This window comes from Castellaniella defragrans (assembly GCF_014203015.1).
GTDB classification, from domain to species: Bacteria; Pseudomonadota; Gammaproteobacteria; order Burkholderiales; family Burkholderiaceae_B; genus Castellaniella; species Castellaniella defragrans.
In genome coordinates, this window is record NZ_JACHIB010000020.1 from 1 (window position 1) to 16,976 (window position 16,976).

General features: G+C 70.4%; 13 protein-coding genes. 3 read left to right on the top strand and 10 right to left on the bottom strand.

Features of this window, described 5'->3' with window-relative positions; all coding sequences use genetic code 11:
• The first annotated feature begins 532 nt into the window (after positions 1–532).
• Positions 533–2,011 (top strand): ribonuclease G, encoded by a 1,479-nt coding sequence (gene rng, locus HNR28_RS15515; RefSeq protein ID WP_043683307.1) that lies wholly within the window; start codon positions 533–535, stop codon positions 2,009–2,011.
• 130 nt (positions 2,012–2,141) lie between these two features.
• Here rng and HNR28_RS15520 read toward each other — a convergent pair whose 3' ends face one another.
• Positions 2,142–2,585, bottom strand: coding sequence for a hypothetical protein (locus HNR28_RS15520; RefSeq protein ID WP_052355816.1), 444 nt, complete (start codon positions 2,583–2,585; stop codon positions 2,142–2,144).
• A gap of 162 nt (positions 2,586–2,747) precedes the next feature.
• The gene (gene msbA / locus HNR28_RS15525) at positions 2,748–4,532 is read right to left on the bottom strand and encodes a lipid A export permease/ATP-binding protein MsbA (protein ID WP_043683308.1); all 1,785 of its coding nucleotides are present in this window, start codon (positions 4,530–4,532) and stop codon (positions 2,748–2,750) included.
• Positions 4,533–4,681: 149 nt separating this feature from the next.
• Between msbA and HNR28_RS15530 the strand changes: the two genes are divergently transcribed.
• Together HNR28_RS15530 and HNR28_RS15535 are read left to right on the top strand one after the other, a co-directional pair.
• On the top strand, positions 4,682–5,596 hold the full coding sequence (locus HNR28_RS15530) for a glycosyltransferase family 9 protein (protein ID WP_084330852.1): 915 nt from the start codon (positions 4,682–4,684) through the stop codon (positions 5,594–5,596).
• Positions 5,593–6,357 (top strand): YdcF family protein, encoded by a 765-nt coding sequence (locus tag HNR28_RS15535; RefSeq protein WP_043683314.1) that lies wholly within the window; start codon positions 5,593–5,595, stop codon positions 6,355–6,357. Before HNR28_RS15530 ends, HNR28_RS15535 begins: the two co-directional genes overlap by 4 nt.
• Before the next feature lie 73 nt (positions 6,358–6,430).
• Here HNR28_RS15535 and HNR28_RS15540 read toward each other — a convergent pair whose 3' ends face one another.
• From HNR28_RS15540 to HNR28_RS15575, 8 genes are all read right to left on the bottom strand, one after another.
• Positions 6,431–7,588, bottom strand: coding sequence for a glycosyltransferase family 4 protein (locus tag HNR28_RS15540; protein WP_043683317.1), 1,158 nt, complete (start codon positions 7,586–7,588; stop codon positions 6,431–6,433).
• Positions 7,581–8,327, bottom strand: coding sequence for a polysaccharide deacetylase family protein (locus tag HNR28_RS15545; protein WP_148305048.1), 747 nt, complete (start codon positions 8,325–8,327; stop codon positions 7,581–7,583). The genes HNR28_RS15540 and HNR28_RS15545 overlap by 8 nt, the downstream gene beginning before the upstream one ends.
• A 70-nt stretch (positions 8,328–8,397) precedes the next feature.
• Positions 8,398–9,510 carry a glycosyltransferase gene (locus tag HNR28_RS15550; RefSeq protein WP_151024105.1) on the bottom strand — a complete coding sequence of 371 codons (1,113 nt, stop codon included), beginning with the start codon at positions 9,508–9,510 and terminating at the stop codon, positions 8,398–8,400.
• A gap of 7 nt (positions 9,511–9,517) precedes the next feature.
• On the bottom strand, positions 9,518–10,273 hold the full coding sequence (locus HNR28_RS15555; RefSeq protein ID WP_043683326.1) for a glycosyltransferase family 2 protein: 756 nt from the start codon (positions 10,271–10,273) through the stop codon (positions 9,518–9,520).
• Positions 10,274–10,277: 4 nt separating this feature from the next.
• The gene (locus HNR28_RS15560; protein ID WP_043683327.1) at positions 10,278–11,120 is read right to left on the bottom strand and encodes a polysaccharide deacetylase family protein; all 843 of its coding nucleotides are present in this window, start codon (positions 11,118–11,120) and stop codon (positions 10,278–10,280) included.
• Positions 11,117–12,214, bottom strand: a complete 1,098-nt coding sequence (locus HNR28_RS15565) for a glycosyltransferase family 4 protein (protein ID WP_043683328.1) — start codon at positions 12,212–12,214, stop codon at positions 11,117–11,119. The genes HNR28_RS15560 and HNR28_RS15565 overlap by 4 nt, the downstream gene beginning before the upstream one ends.
• A complete protein-coding gene (gene dnaE, locus HNR28_RS15570) occupies positions 12,211–15,690 on the bottom strand; it encodes a DNA polymerase III subunit alpha (protein WP_043683329.1) in 3,480 nt (1,159 codons plus the stop codon). The genes HNR28_RS15565 and dnaE overlap by 4 nt, the downstream gene beginning before the upstream one ends.
• Positions 15,691–15,704: 14 nt before the next feature.
• Entirely contained in the window at positions 15,705–16,961 is a 1,257-nt protein-coding gene (locus HNR28_RS15575; RefSeq protein WP_148304954.1) for an ATP-binding protein, read from the bottom strand.
• Positions 16,962–16,976: the final 15 nt, after the last annotated feature.

Below are 16,976 nucleotides of genomic sequence, written 5' to 3' on the forward strand. Positions count from 1 at the left end.
TAAAACCGATTCATCTAGGGGTTAACCCGAGTGCCTGGCGGCGAAGAAACGAGACTATAGCACGCTTTTTTGGAGAAGGGCAAATCGGAGCGGACCATCGGGCGAAAAATCCGCTTTTCTCTGGGGGGGGCCCAGGAGGTTCGGTATGGGGCGCCGCTTCGGTGGGGGCTGCCGCTTCGGTGTGGGTTGCTGCTTCGGTGCGGGGCACCGCGTGGACAGCTCGGCCAGTGCGCGCCCCCTGCCGGAACAGGCTGCGAACAGTCCCGGCAGGGGGCGCACACCGGCCCTACGCGAGGAGGGGCGCCGGTTAAAAAACGGCGGCTGAAAAAAGCACCGGCTGTAAGGAGGGGTGTCGGCTGTAAAGAGGGGCACCGGCTGTAAAGAGGGGCGGCGGCTGTAAAGAGGGGCGGCGGTTTTCTGGGGCGGCGCTGGACAGTCCGCGGGGGGAACCCATCATCGGAGACTCTTCCGCCTCGTGGGCGGCCCGAGGTGATAAATTCATGGTCAATCCTCCATCAAAGAACAGGCTCTCATGCCCAGCAGCGAAGACATTCTCATCAACGTCACTCCCTTCGAGACCCGCGTGGCCCTGACTGCCCAAGGGGTGGTGCAGGAACTGCACATCGAGCGCAGCATCCAGCGCGGCCACGTCGGCAATCTGTACCTGGGGCGCGTGGCCCGGGTGCTGCCGGGCATGCAGAGCGCCTTCGTGGACATCGGCCAGGAGCGGGCAGCCTTCATCCATGTGGCCGACCTGCGGCAGAACCGCCATGCCCGCACCGGCAGCGGCGACCATACGCCGCCGACCCCCATCGAAAAGCTGCTGTTCGAGGGACAGCCCCTGCTGGTCCAGGTGATCAAGGATCCGCTCGGGACCAAGGGCGCGCGGCTGTCCACCCACATCAGCATCGCCGGCCGGATGCTGGTCTACCTGCCGCATGAGCCGCACATCGGCATTTCCCAGCGCATCGGCAACGAGGCGGAGCGCAATGCGCTGCGCGAGCGGCTGGTGGCGCTGAAGCCCGCCGACGAGCCCGGCGGGTTCATCGTGCGCACCCAGGCGGAGGACGCCAGCGACGAGGAGCTGGCGGCCGACATCGCGTACCTGCGCACGCTGTGGGCCAACATCCAGACCCGCGTGCGCCAGGTGCCGGCGCCCTCGCCCGTATACGTCGAGCCGACGCTGGCGCAGCGCGTGCTGCGCGACATGGTGACGCCCGACACGGCGTCCATCACGGTGGATTCGCGCACGGTGACGCAGGAATTGCGGGAATGGGCGCAGCGCTACACGCCGTCGGTGGTGGACCGCATCCACCATTACAGCGGCAACCGGCCGCTGTTCGACACGGCGAACGTGGACGAGGAGATCGCCCGCGCGCTGTCGCGGCGCGTGGACCTGAAATCCGGCGGCTACCTGATCATCGACCAGACCGAGGCGCTGACGACGGTGGACGTGAACACGGGCGGTTTCGTGGGCGGGCGCAATTTCGACGACACGATCTTCAAGACCAACCTGGAGGCGGCGGTCGCCATCGCCCGGCAGCTGCGGCTGCGCAATCTGGGCGGGATCATCGTGCTGGATTTCATCGACATGGACGACGCCGGCCACCAGGCGTCCGTGCTGGCCGAGCTGAACAAGGCCCTGGCCCGCGACCGCACCCGCACGACGGTCAGCGGCTTCAGCCAGCTGGGGCTGGTGGAGATGACCCGCAAGCGGACCCGCGATTCGCTGGCGCACCAGCTGTGCGAACCCTGCCCCACCTGCGCATCGCGCGGCACGGTGCGCACGCCGCGCACGCTGTGCTACGAGATCCTGCGGGAAATCCTGCGCGAGGCGCGCCAGTTCGATCCCAAGGAATTCCGCATCGTCGCGGCGCAGGCCGTGATCGACCTGTTCCTGGAAGAGGAAAGCCAGCACCTGGCGATGCTGGGGGATTTCATCGGCAAGCCGATTTCGCTGGAGGTCGAGGCCAGCTACAGCCAGGAGCACTACGACATCGTGCTGCTGTAGCGTACTGCCGTAGCGTGCTGCTGCAGGGCACTGCCATAGCGGGCTGCCGTAGCGTACTGCCGTAGCGTACTGCCATAGCATGCCGCCGTAGCGCACTGCTGCAGGGTACCGCCGTAGCGGCGCGGGCGCGTCAGTCTCCGATCGCGTCCAGCTTGTTTTCCCAGCTGGTGTCGGCCTGGCAGGAGTCGGGCTTCATCATGGCGGTCATCATGCGGTGCACCCGGTCCATCTGCCCGGCATGGTAGCTGTAGGCCTGGACGTTGATGCTGCGGTTGTGCAGCAGCGTGAGGCTGAGCACGATGCTGCGGTCCCAGCCGGCGTCGGGCGTGGGGCGGTAGACGACGCGCCCGAAGGCCGATTCGCCGGGCACCATCTCGAAGGTGTAGGTCTCGCCGCAGGTCCGCGCATGCCGGAACAGGTTGCGCTGGACGCCGGCGAAATCGATCGGCAGCCGGCGGCGTTCCGTCAGCAGGTACCGCTCGGTCTCCAGCTGATCGAGCCCCAGGCCGGCCGGCTGCGCGGCGCAGCCCGCCAGGACGACGGCCAGGGAGGCCAGGGTAAGGGTGATTCTCATCGTGCGACTCCGGAAATAGCTGACTGGACGGCTTGACTGAATGAACGGCTTGACTGAACGAACGACGTGAAGAACGAACGGCTTGACTGAACGAACGGCATGGCTGAACAACGACGGGGCCGAACGGCGGCGGGCACGCCCGAAGGGCTCCGGGGGCGGGCCTCAATCTCCGAGCGGGACATCCTGGAACTGCAACTGGTACAAGCGGGCGTACAGGCCGCCGGCCGCCAGCAGCTCGGTGTGGCTGCCCTGTTCGACGATCTGCCCCTGGTCCAGGACGACGATGCGGTCGGCCTTCTGCACGGTGCTGAGCCGGTGGGCGATCACCAGCGTCGTGCGGCCGGTCATCAGGCGTTCCAGCGAGGCCTGGACCTGGCGCTCGGATTCGTTGTCCAGGGCCGAGGTGGCCTCGTCCAGGATCAGGATCGGCGCATCCTTGATGAGGGCGCGGGCGATGGCCAGGCGCTGGCGCTGGCCGCCGGACAGCGCGCTGGCGTTGCTGCCGACACGGGTATGGATGCCCTCGGGCAGGCCGTCGACGAATTCCAGCAGGCTGGCCGCCTCCAGCGCCGCGCGGATGCGGTCTTCCGGCACCTCGCCGAGGATGCCGTAGGCGACGTTCTCGGCCACCGTGCCGTCGAACAGGACGACGTCCTGGCTCACCAGCGACAGCTGCGAGCGCAGGGCGCCGAGCCGCAGCTCGCGCACGTCGATGCCGTCGATCAGCACCCGGCCCGCGGTGGGCTCGACGAAGCGCGGCAGCATGTTCACCAGCGTGGTCTTGCCGCTGCCCGAGCGCCCCACCAGCGCCACGGTCTGGCCGGCCGGGACCGTGAGCGTCACCTGGTCCAGGGTGTCGCGGCCCGCGTCGGGAAAGCGGTGCGTGACGGCCTGGAAGACGACCTCGCCGCGCAGGCGGCCGTCGATTTCCCGGGTGCCGGTGTCCGCCTCGACCGGCTCGTCGATCAGGGCGAAGACGCTTTCGGCGGAGATCAGCATGCGCTGCGCCGCGCCGGCGATGTTGGTGAGCCGTTTCAGGGGGTCGAAGATCTGGCCCAGCGCGGCCATGAAGGCGGCGAAGCTGCCCACCGTCAGGCCGTGGTGGTTGGCCTGGTACAGGGCCACGGCGACGACGATGGCCACCGACAGGGCGACGAAGAATTGCGAGATCGGCGACATGGCCGAATCCGCGCTGGCCGCGCGCATGGCGAAGCGGCGCAGGCGGGCGTTGACGTAGGCGAAGCGCTCGCGCTCGCGCGCGTAGCCGTCGAACAGCTTGATGACCCGCTGGCCGTCGATGCCTTCGGAGACGACGTGGGTCAGCTCCGCGTTCATGTTGATCGTGTCGCGATTGATGCGCCGCAGGCGGCGGATGAAATAGCGCCCCGTCACGACGGACAGCGGCAGCATCACCAGCACGATCAGCGTCAGCTGCCAGGACATGTACAGCAGCACCGCAAGCAGGGCCACGACCGTGAGGGATTCGCGCACGATCACGCGGATGACCTCGGTGGACAGGCCGCTGACGTTGCCGGCGTCGATGGTGAAGCGGTTGAGCAGCCGCCCGTGGTCGCGGGCGCGGAAGGTCTCGTCGGACATGCCCAGCAGGCGGTCGAACATGTCGCGGCGCAGCGCCAGCAGCATGTTGTTGGCGACCCAGGACATCAGGTAGGTGCCGCCGAAGGTGCACAGGCCGCGCAGCAGCATCAGGCCGACGACGGCCAGGGGGATGGACCAGATGTAGTCGGGCTGGGCGCCGGTGAAGCCTTCGTCGAGCAGGGGCTTCATGATGACCGCCAGCAGGGGCTGGGTCGCGGAGGCGATGCTGAGCAGCACCAGGGCCAGCAGGCCGACCTTCCAGTCCCGTCCCAGGCGGACGTAGATCTGCCGCCACAGCTCCAGGCGCACGGGGCGGCTGTCCACGGGATGATCGGTGGTGGTCTTCACCCGGCACGCTCTCTTATATACTTTGGGAACCACGCATTTTAGCCCGTTCGCGCCTCCGGACCGCGGCGGGCGCCGGAGCCGCCGCGTTGACACCCTCCCCCAGCCCCGTCCTGTACGTCCGCCTGCCCAACTGGGTCGGCGATGTCTGCATGAGCCTGCCCAGCCTGGAAGCGCTGCTGGCCACCGGCCTGCCCGTCGTCGCCTGCGCGCGGCCCTGGGCGGGTGATCTGCTGGCGGCCTATCCGCTGGCCGGCTTCGTCCCGATGCAGGGCGCCTGGCGCACCGACCGGGCGGCCGTGCGCAATGCGCGCCGGCAGGCGCGCCACGGACGGCCCCTGGGCCTGCTGCTGCCCGATTCCCTGTCCAGCGCCCTGGTGTTCCGTTTCGCGGGCATCCCCTGCGCCGGTTACCGCGACGACGGCCGCAGCCTGATCCTGCGCTGGCCCTGCGCCAAGCCGGCCGGGCCGCTGCACGCGGTGCAGTCCTGGTATCACCTGACCCGCCACGCGCTGGCGCAATGGCGCCTGCCGCAGCCGCCCCCCCAGCCCGCCGAGGAACTGCGCTGGCGCGCCGCCATTCCGCACGAGGACGAGGCGGCCCGCGCGCTGTCCCGGGCGGGGCTCGCCAGCGGCGGGTTCGTGCTGATCGCGCCGACGGCGACGGGGCTGCACAAGGGCCGCGTCAAGGTCTGGCCGGGATTCGACAGCCTGACACGCTCCCTGCAGGCGCGCGGTCTGACGGTGGCCATGGCGCCCCCCGAGGCCGAGCGCCAGGCCGCGCGCGAGGCGGCGCCCACCGCCCTGCTGCTGCCGCCCCTGGGCCTGGGCGCCTTCGCGGCCCTGACCCGGCGCGCGGCCCTGGTGATCTGCAACGATTCGGGGGTCTCGCACCTCGGCGCCGCCGCCGGGGCGCGGCAGATCACCCTGTTCGGCGTCACGGACTCCGCCCGCACCGGCCCCTGGTCGAACCGGGCCGTGCGCATGGGCCGCATGGGCGCCTGGCCGGCCGCCCCCGAGGTCCTGTCCACCGCGCTGGATCTCATCGACACGCCTCCCGCCGCATGACGCTCACCGCTTTTCTCGGCAACCTGCTGATCCCCCTGAACCTGTCGGTCACCCTGCTGGTGCTGGCGCTGCTCCTGTTCATCCTGCGCTGGCGCAAGACGGCCGGCATCCTGGCGGCCGGCGCCCTGGCCTGGGTGCTGTTCTGGTCCCTGCCGACGTCCTCGCTGTGGGCCGGAGGCCTGCTGGAGCAGCGCTACCCCTACCAGGCGGCGGCGCAGATGCCGACGGCCCAGGCCATCGTGGTGCTGGGCGGCAATTCCGCCAACGGCCGGCGCAACTGGTTCGAGCCTTACGACCGCAACACGGCGATCCCGCGCACCGACACGGCCGCCCGGCTGTACGCGGCGGGCCGCGCGCCCCTGATCGTGGTCTCGGGAGCCGCCCTGGACGGCGGCCAGAGCGAGGCGGCCATGATGGCCGCGGCCCTGGAGCGCGAGGGCGTGCCCGCCCAGGCCATCGTGAAGGAAAACCAGAGCGATACCACGCGCGAGAACGCGGTCTACACGGCCCGGCTGCTGCGCGACCGGGGCATCGAGCGCTTCCTGCTGGTGACCTCGGCCCTGCACATGCCCCGGTCCATGGCGAGCTTCCAGAAGCAGGGCCTGAACCCGATCGCGGCGCCCTCGCCCCCCCAGATCGTGGTCCCGGACGACCCCGATTTCTCGTTCTGGCTGCCGGACCTGCGCGCGCTGAACGCCAGCCGGTCGATCATCAAGGAATACCTGGGGCTGCTGGTCTACTGGGCGCGCGGCTGGGCCTGAGGCCGGGGGCCGCCGGCGAAGCGCCCGCGCGTCCGCCGCTCCCTTTGCCGGAGGACGCGGAAAGCGCCGGGATTCAGGACGGGGCGCCGGCGCGCTCGCGCAGGATGTCCGCGTACAGGTCCAGGTACCGGCGCGCCACTTCCGGCCAGGCGTGGCGCGCCAGCACGTCCTGCGCGCCGGCCAGCAGCCGCTCGCGCAGGTCCGCATCCGCGCGCAGCCGCCCGATGGCCTGCGCCAGTTCGTCCGCGCGCTCGGGATGGCTGAGGACCAGGGCTTCCGCACCCGGCCGGACGTACTGGGCGAAACCGCACCAGGGCGCGGGGCTGAGGATCACCGGCAGGCCGAAGGACATGGCCTCCAGCGGCGCCATGCCGAAGCTGTCGTTCAGGGTGGGATGCACGTACAGGTCGGCCGCCTGGTAGTAGGGCTCGACCTGCGAGGTCTCCGCCACCAGGTGGGTGCGGCGGCGCACGGACTCCGGCGCGCGGGCCACGCACTCGCGCGAGGCCGCATTGGCGCCGACCACCAGCAGCAGCACGTCGTCAGGCAGTTCGGCCAGCGCGCGCAGCACGGTGGGCAGGCCCTTGCGCATCGGATTGCGCGCCACCAGCAGGCACAGCGTGCCCTCGGCCGGCAGGCCCAGCCCGGCCCGCGTCCGGCGGCGCCGTTCGGCGGAGACCGGCTCGGCCTGCGCCACGCCCGGGGCGATCACGGGCGCGTCCAGGGCCGGGCCGTAGGCCTGCGCCAGCTGGTGGGCGATCAGCTGCGACACCGCCACCACCCGATGGCCCGGGCGCGGCGCCACGCGGCGCGCCTCCAGGCCGAGATAGGTCCGCACCCGGGGGCTGAGGCGCGACAGCCAGCGCCGCAGGCCGGGCATGGGCTGCACCCGCCAGCGGTAACGCACCGGCGTGACGTGCACGACCTCCACGTCGCCGCACCAGCCGTTCATGTGGGAATGGACGATGTCGAAGCCCGGGCGCGTGGCGCGCGCCGCGCGCCGGGCGAACAGCCAGACCCGGATCCAGCTGGGCCAGCGCCGGCCGACCGCGATCGGCCGGAACGGCAGCTTCAGGTCGCAGGCGGGGTCGTATTCCCGGGCGAAGACCGTGACCCGGTGGCCGGCGGCGGCCAGTTCGCGCATCAGCGCCACGCCGTAGGCCTCGGCCCCGCCGTAGCGGTTGCCGAAACGATCGACGACGAAGGCGATGGACAGGGGGGATTCAGCCATGCGCGGCGGCTTCGGCCTTGCGGCGGCGCCTGTCTTCGAGCTGCGTCAGGCATTTCTGCAGGAAACGCAGCAGATGGGTCGAGCGCATGACGGCCACGCGCGGCAGCGCGTAGGGATCGTCGTCCGGCCGCGCCAGGCCGCGCGCGGTGGTGGTGGCGCTGTCGTAGCCGGCGGCGCGCGCGACGTCCGCCAGCGCGGGCGTGAATTTGCCGTAGGGATAGCAGAAGGCCCGCACCGGAGCGCCCGCGATCTGCTCCAGCGCGTCGCGCGAATCGCGGATTTCGTTGACGGCGAGCTCCGGCGAGATGCGCGGCAGGACGGGATGGTTCAGCGTATGCGAACCGGCCTCGTGGCCGGCGGCCACCCAGGCGCGCACCCCGGCGGCGTCCATCAGCGGCGCGGGCGGCACGCCTTCGTCGGCGTCCCAGACGTTGCTGCCGCCCAGCTGACGCACGACGAAGTAGTTGGTGGCCTCGAAGCCGCATTCCTCCAGGACCGGAACCGCGTGTTCCAGCACGTTGGCATAGCCGTCGTCGAAGGTGATGCCGACCACCCTGCCCTGCTTTTCCCCGCGCAGATAGGGCATCAGGCGGGCCATGGACAGCCCCCGGTAGCCCAGGCGCCGCAGCCACAGCATCTGGCGCCGGAAATCCCGGGGATGCACGGTGAGGCCCCGGTAGGGCGTACCGCGCGGTCCGGGTTCCCCGATCTGGTGATACATGAGGATAGGAATCATCAGCGGATTATATCGGGCCGCCCGGGCCCGTCCATCCCCACTGCAGGCATGATGGACGGATCGCGCCGGGCCGCTAGTCCTGCGCACAGACCTGCCGGTAGAACTCCAGGGTGCGCCGCGCGAAGACCTGCATGGAGAAGCTCTCCTGCGCGCGGGCGCGGGCGGCGGCCGGCATGCCGGCCGAGATCGGCTGCGACAGCCGCTCCCGCAGCCAGGCCTCGGCCGCGTCCACGTCGCCGGCCGGGACGATCCAGCCGTCCACGCCATGGCGCACGACCTCGGGCAGGCCGCCCACGTCCGACACCAGCGTCGGCAGGCCCATGGCCAGGGATTCGCAGGCGGCGAAGGAACAGGCCTCGTGGAAGGACAGCACGAAGCCCGCGTCGGCGGCGGCCAGGATGCGCTCCGGATCGTTCACCAGGCCGGGGAACACCACCAGGCCGTCCAGGCCCAGGGCCTGAAAATCCTGCTGCAGCCGGCCGCGCGGCACGTCGCCCGCCACCAGCACGCGCACCCGCCGGCGCTGCTGCTGCGGCAGGCGGGCGAGCGCTTGGGCCAGCACCAGCCAGCCCTTATCCCGGTCCGTGCCGCCGACGCTGGCGAGCACCAGGACATCCGCGGGCGTCTCTCCCAGCAGGGCGCGGCGGGCTTCCCGCGCGTCGGCGGGCGCCCAGGGGCGGAAGCGCTCCGCATCGACACCGTGATGGATGGCGCGCAGCGGCCGGTGACGGTAGGCCGACCGGCGCAGCATGGCGGTGACGAACTCGCTGACGCCGATCGCGCCCTCGGTGGCGCAGCGCGCCCGCAGCCAGTGGCCGAAGCCCTGCACCGGCATGGTGTTGTGCTTGGTCCAGACGATGCGCGGCGGGCGGCGCAGGCCCAGGCGGGCCAGCATGGCCTGGCGATGATCGGCCGAGCCGTTCACGTGGACCAGGTCGAAATCGCCCTCGCGCAGCAGGCGGCGCAGGTGCGCGACCTCGGCCAGCATCGGCGCCGGGCGCGTGCTGAAGGAGGCGGCCACGCAGCGCACCCCCGGAATCCGGCCGGCCTGGACATACAGGCGGCTGGTGCCGGGCGTGGCCACGGTCACCTGGTGCGCGCCCTGGAAGCACCGCGCCAGGTTGACGACGTAGGTGGCGTGGCCACCGCCGTTGCGGGGGTGGAAATTGGTGTAGAGGATCCTCATGCCTTCTTCAGGAACGCCGGGACCCGCGTCCCAGCCAATACAGTTTCACGTAACGATAGAAGCTGCCCGTGGCCGCCATGCCGGCCAGCACCAGCCCCTGCCAGCCGTCCAGGAAGCCGCGCCGCAGGACGTAATGGCGCACGAAGGTCCAGAGGCCGTGGCCGAACGGCCCCAGCGCCGTGGTGCGGCGCCCCCGCTCGAAGGCCGCGCGGGCCGCCTCCGTGGAATAGCGGTTGATTTTATCGATGAATACTTCCAGGGTGGCGTAGGGGTAATGCAGGAAGTGCCCGGACAGCGTGCCGGTCCGGCCCCGGACCTCGACCCGCTCGTGCACGGCGGCGTCGGTGAAGCGCCCCGCCTCGCGGCGGAACAGGCGCACCACGTAGTCCGGCCACCAGCCGCTGTGACGGATCCAGCGGCCGCAGAAGTTCGACAGCCGGGCGATGCGGTAGGCCTCGGCGGCAGGCGCCCCGATGGCCTGGCGGATCGCCCCGGCCAGCTCGGGCGTGACCCGCTCGTCGGCGTCGATGGACAGCACCCAGTCGCCGGTGGCCAGCGCCAGGGCGCGGTTCTTCTGCGGACCGAAGCCGGGCCAGTCCGGCGCGACCTCGACCCGCGCGCCGCGCGCCCGGGCGATCTCGCGGGTCGCATCGGTGCTGCCGGAATCGAGCACGATGATCTCGTCGGCGAAGGCCACGGAATCGAGGCAGTCGCCGATGTGCGCGGCCTCGTTCCGGGTGATGACGATGACCGACAGCGTCATGCCTTCACCCCGCGTAGCGCTGGCCGCGCTTCCACCGCTTCCAGGCGTTGAAGGCCGGCGCGACGAGGGGATGGGCCGCCACGCGGATGCGCCGGCCGACCGAGGCGCCGGAAGTGTCGCGCACGGCGAAGCGGAAGATCGAGGCCGGATCCGAGCCGGGCCGGTTGCGGCCGAAGGCGCGCGTCGTGTACAGGTGGCGGAATCCTGCCGCCTGGGCGACGCGGACGTAGTCGGGATCGAAATAGCCCTGCGGCCAGCACAGGTGGTCGGAGACCTCGCCCAGATGCCGCGCCAGGCAGGCGCGCGACTGCGCCAGTTCGTCGGCCATGCGGGCGTTCTTGTCGCCCGCCTGCTTGTCCCAGCGGGTATGGGTATGCGTGTGGCTGTGGAATTCGCAGACCCCGCCGGCCCGCATCCGCTCGATCTCCGCCCAGCGCAGGGCGATGCCGGCGGCGTCGCCCGCGGCCACGCGGCGCATGCATTCGGCGTGATCGGGCGTTTCCGGCAGCGCCGCCCCGCCCTCGCCCGCGCAGGCGCGCGCGGGCCCGTCGCCGATCCAGGACGTGACCAGGAAGATGACGGCATGGAAGCCGTATTCGCGCAGCAGCGGCCAGGCGTGGACGTAGTTGTCCAGGTAGCCGTCGTCGAAGGTGATCAGCACGGAGCGCGCGGGCGCCGGCGTGCCCGCCAGGTGCGCGGCGAATTCGTCGCAGCTCAGGCTGCGGTAGCCGTGGTCCCGCAGCCAGGCCAGCTGGTCGCGGAAATGTTCCGGCGTGACGTTGATGGCGCCCCCGGCGGGGGTGACGTGGTGGTACATCAGCACAGGGACTATGCGGTGCCTGCTCATGGGGCGCGCTCCTCCAGCCATCGTCCATAGCATTGCTCGGTGCGGCGCACCAGGCCGTCCAGGGTGAAGCGGTCGCCTTCGCGCACCGCCCGCATGCCCGCCAGGCCCATGGCGCGGCGGCGCGCCGGATCGTCGATCAGCGCCGTCAGCGCCGCGGTCAGCGCCGCCGTGTCGCGGGGGGGCACGAGCAGGCCGGTCTCGCCGTCGCGCAGCATCTCCGACACCCCGCCCACGTCCGTACCGATCACCGGCAGGCCGGCGGCGGCGGCCTCGACGAAGACCGTGCCGGAGGCCTCCTGCTCGGTGGCCAGGGCGAACAGGTCGAAGCCGGCCAGCACGTTGGGAATGTCGGCGCGGCGCCCGGTGAAGAGGATCTTGCCGTCCAGCCCGAGCGCGCGCACGTGGGCCCGCAGGTTTTCCAGGGTGGGCGAGCCGTCGCCCACCAGCACCAGGAAGACGTCCGGTCGCGCCAGCAGCCCGGCCATGGCGTCGATCAGGGCGCGATGGCCTTTTTTCTCGCGCATCACGGACACGCAGCCGACCACGACGGCGTCGGTCGGCAGGCCCAGCTCGGCGCGCAGGGTGGAGTGCTCGACCGGGTCGGGCAGCGGAATGGGGGAATAGACCGTGGCCACGCGCTCGGGCGGGGCGCCGTGCTCCAGCAGCAGGCGCCGCACGTGCTCGCTGACCGTCGTCACGCAATGCGGCACGCCGGTGTACGACACCAGCGAGCCCGGCCTGACCGCCAGGTGCCGCGTGCGCACGATCAGCGGCGTGCCCGCCAGGCGCGCCGCCACGCCCGCCAGCATCGTGTCGCGGCGGCTGTGCGTGTTCAGCACGTCGAAGCGGCCGTCCTTCAGGATGCGCCGCAGGCGCAGCACGCCGCGGAAGTAGTTGCGCGGGCCGTCCATCGGCATCGTGTGCACCGTGAAGCCCTCGTCGGCCAGGCGGCGCGCCAGCCGGGCGTGCGGCTGGCAGGCGGCTTCCATGTGATGCCCATGCGCACGCATGGCGCACATTTCCTTGAAGATGCGGTTTTCCTGGCCGCCAAAGCCGGTCGCCGCCTCGGAATGCAGGATGCGCAGCGGCTTCATCCGTAGTGGATCTCCACGTTGTCATGGGACAGCCACTGCCGCGCGTCCGCGATCAGGGTCTCGTCCATGCGCACGCGCCAGTCCTCGCCCAGGCGCAGCAGGCAGGAGAAGCGCGCGCCGTTCAGGCGCAGTTCCACCGGCACGCCGGCTTCGGCCGAGCGCCAGGGCGCCAGCAGGCCCTCCAGGCGGCCGGGGTCCAGATCGCCGGACACGGACAGGCGCAGGCTGCGGGCGCGGCTTTCGCGCACGCGCTGCAGGTCGTAGAGTTCGTCGGCCGACACGCGCAGGCCGCCGGAATAGTCGTCGTGGCTGACGCGCCCCTGGATCACCAGGGGGCGGTCTTCCTTCAGGCTCTGGCGGTGCTGCTCGTAGAGTTCGTTGAAGATCGCAACCTCGATCTGGGCGCTGCCGTCGTCCAGCAGGGCGTAGAGCATCTTGCCGCGCCGGGTCATGCGCACGCGCACTTCCGCCAGCACGCCCGCCAGCCACTGCGGCCCGCGCGAGGGCGCCAGCCGCGCCAGCGGCGTGGGCGCGATGCGGCGGATCTCGTCGCGCCAGGCATCGAAGAGGTGGCCGCTGAAATAGAAGCCCAGGGCGGTCTTTTCTTCCGTCAGGCGGGTTTCCAGGTCCCACGGCGGGACGCGCGCGAGTTCGTCGGCCACCAGCGCGTCGGTGTCGTCGTCGAACAGCGAGACCTGGTTGGCGTTGCGCTCGGCCTGCTCGGCGGCCTCGATGGCGCTGCCCAGGGCCTCCAGCAGGGCCGCGCGGTTGGGCTCCAGGGAGTCGAAGGCGCCGGCGCGGATCAGAGCCTCGATGGTGCGCCGGTTGACGGCATGGCGGTCCACCCGGGCGCAGAAATCGAACAGCCCGGTGAAGCGCCCGCCCGCCTCGCGCGCCGCGATGATGGCTTCCACGGCGGACTGGCCGGTGCCCTTGACCCCGCCCAGGCCGTAGCGGATGGTGCGCGGCGGGCGGCCCCGGGCGGTGTGCTCGTCAGCCACCGGCGCGAAGCGGTAGCCGGATTCGTTGACGTCGGGCGGCAGGACGGCCACGTCGTTTTCCAGGGCATCGCGCCAGAAGACCTGGATCTTGTCGGTGTCGTCCATGTCCGACAGCATGGTCGCGGCAAGGAATTCCGCCGGATGGTAGACCTTGAGCCAGGCGGTCTGGTAGGAAATCAGGGCGTAGGCGGCCGAGTGGCTCTTGTTGAAGCCGTAGCCCGCGAACTTCTCCATCAGGTCGAACAGGTGGGCGGCGAGTTCCGGATCGTAGCCCTTCCTGGCCGCGCCTTCCTGGAAGATCACCCGGTGCTTGGCCATTTCCTCGGGCTTCTTCTTGCCCATGGCGCGGCGCAGCAGGTCGGCGCCGCCCAGGGAATAGCCGCCGATGATCTGCGAGATCAGCATCACCTGTTCCTGGTAGACGATGACGCCGTAGGTGCTCTTGAGCACGGGTTCCAGGTCGGGGTGGAAGTAATCGACCTCGGCGCGGCCGTGCTTGCGGTTGACGAAATCGACCACCATGCCGGATTCCAGCGGCCCGGGGCGGAACAGCGCCAGCAGGGCGACCACGTCCTCGAAGGTGTTGGGCCGCATGCTTTTCAGCAGTTCCTTCATGCCGCGCGATTCGAGCTGGAACACCGCCGTGGTGTTGGCCGCCGACAGCAGGTCGTAGGTGGCCTGGTCGTCCAGCGGCAGGGCCATCAGGTCGAAGTCGCGCTTGTCCGGATTGAACTCGCGCACGTAGCGCACGGCCCAGTCCAGGATGGTGAGGTTGCGCAGGCCCAGGAAGTCGAACTTGACCAGGCCGGCGGCCTCGACGTCGTCCTTGTCGAACTGGGACACGACGCTGGACTCGCTGCCCGGCTGGCAGTACAGGGGGCAGAAGTCGGTCAGCTTGCCTGGCGCGATCAGCACGCCGCCGGCGTGCATGCCGATGTTGCGCGTCAGGCCCTCCAGGGGGCGGGCCAGGTCGATGAGGGCGTGGATTTCCTCGTCGGTGTCGTAGAGTTCGCGGAAGGCGGGCTCGTGTTCCAGCGTGCGGTCCAGCGACCAAGGATCGGCCGGATTGAAGGGGATCATCTTCGAGAGCCGGTCGCAGACGCTGTAGGGCATCTCCAGCACGCGGCCGACGTCGCGCACCACGGCCTTGGCGCCCAGGGTGCCGAAGGTGGCGATCTGGCTGACGGCGTCGCGGCCGTACTTTTCCTTGACGTATTCGATGACCCGTTCGCGGTTGTCCTGGCAGAAATCCACGTCGAAGTCGGGCATGGACACGCGCTCGGGATTGAGGAAGCGCTCGAACAGCAGGTCGTAGCGCAGCGGATCCAGGTCGGTGATCCCCAGGCTGAAGGCCACCAGCGAGCCGGCGCCCGAGCCCCGCCCCGGCCCCACCGGCACGCCGTGGCTCTTGCCCCAGTTGATGAAGTCCTGCACGATCAGGAAGTAGCCGGGAAAGCCCATGCCGATGATGGTGCGGCATTCCAGGTCCAGGCGTTCCTGGTAGGCGGGCATCTGGCGGGCGCGTTCGTCGGGGTCCGGATACAGCTGGACCATGCGGCGCGCCAGGCCCTCGTTGGCGAGCTGCACCAGGTAGTCGTCCAGCGACACGCCGTCGGGCGTGGGGAACAGCGGCAGCTGCGGCTCGCCCAGGGTCAGGGTCAGGTTGCAGCGGCGCGCGATCTGCACCGCGTTGGCCAGGGCCGAGGGCACGTCGGCGAAGCGGCGCGCCATGTCGGCGCTGTCGGGCATGTACTGCTCGGCCGTGAAGCGCCGCACGCGGCGCGGATTGCCCAGCAGTTCGCCTTCGGCGATGCAGACGCGGGCCTCGTGGGCGCGGAAGTCGGACGGCGCGATGAACTGGATGGGGTGCGTGGCCACCACCGGCAGGCCGCAGTCCGCCGCCAGGCGCAGCGCCGCCTGGACGTAGGCCTCGTCGCCGTCGAAGCCGGCGCGCTGCAGCTCGATGAAATAGCCGTCCGGGAAATCGGCGGCCCACTGGCGCGCCAGGCGGCGGGCCTCGTCGTCGCGGCCGGCCTCCAGGGCCTGGCCCACGTCGCCCGCGCGCGCGCCCGACAGGGCGATCAGGCCGTTCCTGCCCGACAGCCATTCGCGCCGCAGTTCCGCCCGGCCCCGCTGGCTGTTTTCCGTCCAGGCGCGCGACAGCAGTTCGCACAGGTCCAGGTAGGCGGCATGGCAGGAGGCCAGCAGCAGGACGCGGAAGGGCTTGTCCTCGTCGGCCGGATTGTGCAGCCAGGCGTCGCAGCCGGCGATGGGCTTGATGCCGGCCTTGCGGGCCGCCTTGTAGAACTTGATCCAGCCGAACAGGTTCGCCAGGTCGCTGATCGCCATGGCCGGCTGGCCGAATTCCCGCGCGCGGCCGATCAGGTCGGGGATGCGCGCGATCCCGTCCACCACGGAAAATTCCGAGTGGCTGCGCAGGTGGACGAACAGGGGGGTATCGGGGGACGTGGTCATAAGAGGGATTGTACTTAGGCTGGAGGACTTGCCCGCCCCCACAGGGTGGACAGGGGGGCGGCCCAGAGGCCAGGGCCCAAAGGCATCGTTTCCGCGCCGTCGTACAGCAGAACGCCCATCCTGAATCGCTCTCCCGCCGCCCCGGCCAGTTTTCTCAGGCCGCGCAAATCGCGCTCCTTGACCGTGGCCGCCGCCTTCACCTCGACGCAGACCAGCCGCCCCGCCGCATTCTCGATGACCAGATCGACCTCGAACCGATCCACGTCCCGGTAGTACAGCAGCCGATAATCGCCTTCCGATACGCCGGCATGCTTGAGCAGCTCTCCGAACACGAAGGACTCCAGCACGTGGCCGAACCGCGTGCGGTCCTGACGGATGCCTTCCTCGTTCAAGTCGAGCAGCGCGGCCAGGAGGCCCGAATCGATGAATTGCAGCTTCGGGGTCTTGACGACACGATTGAGGCGGTTGCGCGCCCAGACCTCGACCCGCTTGAGCAGGTACATATGCTCGAAAGCCGCCAGATACCGGGCGGCCGTCTTGGCATCCAGCCCCACCTCGCCGCCCAGTTGGGTGTAATTGCACATCTGCCCGGCCATCTGCGCCAAGGCCTTCAGGAAGCGGGGCAATTGATCCAGTTTTTCGATGCTGGCCACTTCGCGGACATCCCGCTGGATGAGCGCGTCCGTGTACTGCCGCATCCAGGCGGCACGGCGCCTGGACGAATGTCTGGCGATCGCTTCCGGGTAGCCGCCGGACAGCACGCGCCCGATCAGGCCATCGCCCTGCACGAGGGGTTCGGCTTCCAGGATGCGCCCGGCAAAGGCATGATCGATCCAGTTGGCGTCATGCGACACGAGTTCGCTCTGGGACAGGGGCAGCAGACGCAGGGTTTCCATCCGGCCGGCCAGGGAGTCGGCCACGGCCGGCAGGGCCATCAGATTGGCCGAGCCGGTGAGAAGGAATCGTCCGGGCCGGCGATCCTCGTCCACGCTTTTCTTGATGGCCAGCAGCAGCTGGGGCGCACGCTGGACCTCGTCGATGACCGCCCGATCGAGATCCCGGACCAGGCCCACGGGATCCTCGCGCGCCGCCAGCAGGGTCAGTTCGTCATCCAGGGTCAGGTAGCGCAGCCCCTGCTGCGCCACGCGGCGCACCAATGTCGTCTTGCCCGACTGCCGGGGCCCGGCCAGCAGCACGACCGGCGTATCGCCCAGGGCTTCGGCAATCCGCGGCTCGATCCAGCGGGGATACAGGGGCGGCGCGATCATCATCGGGGAACCCTGACG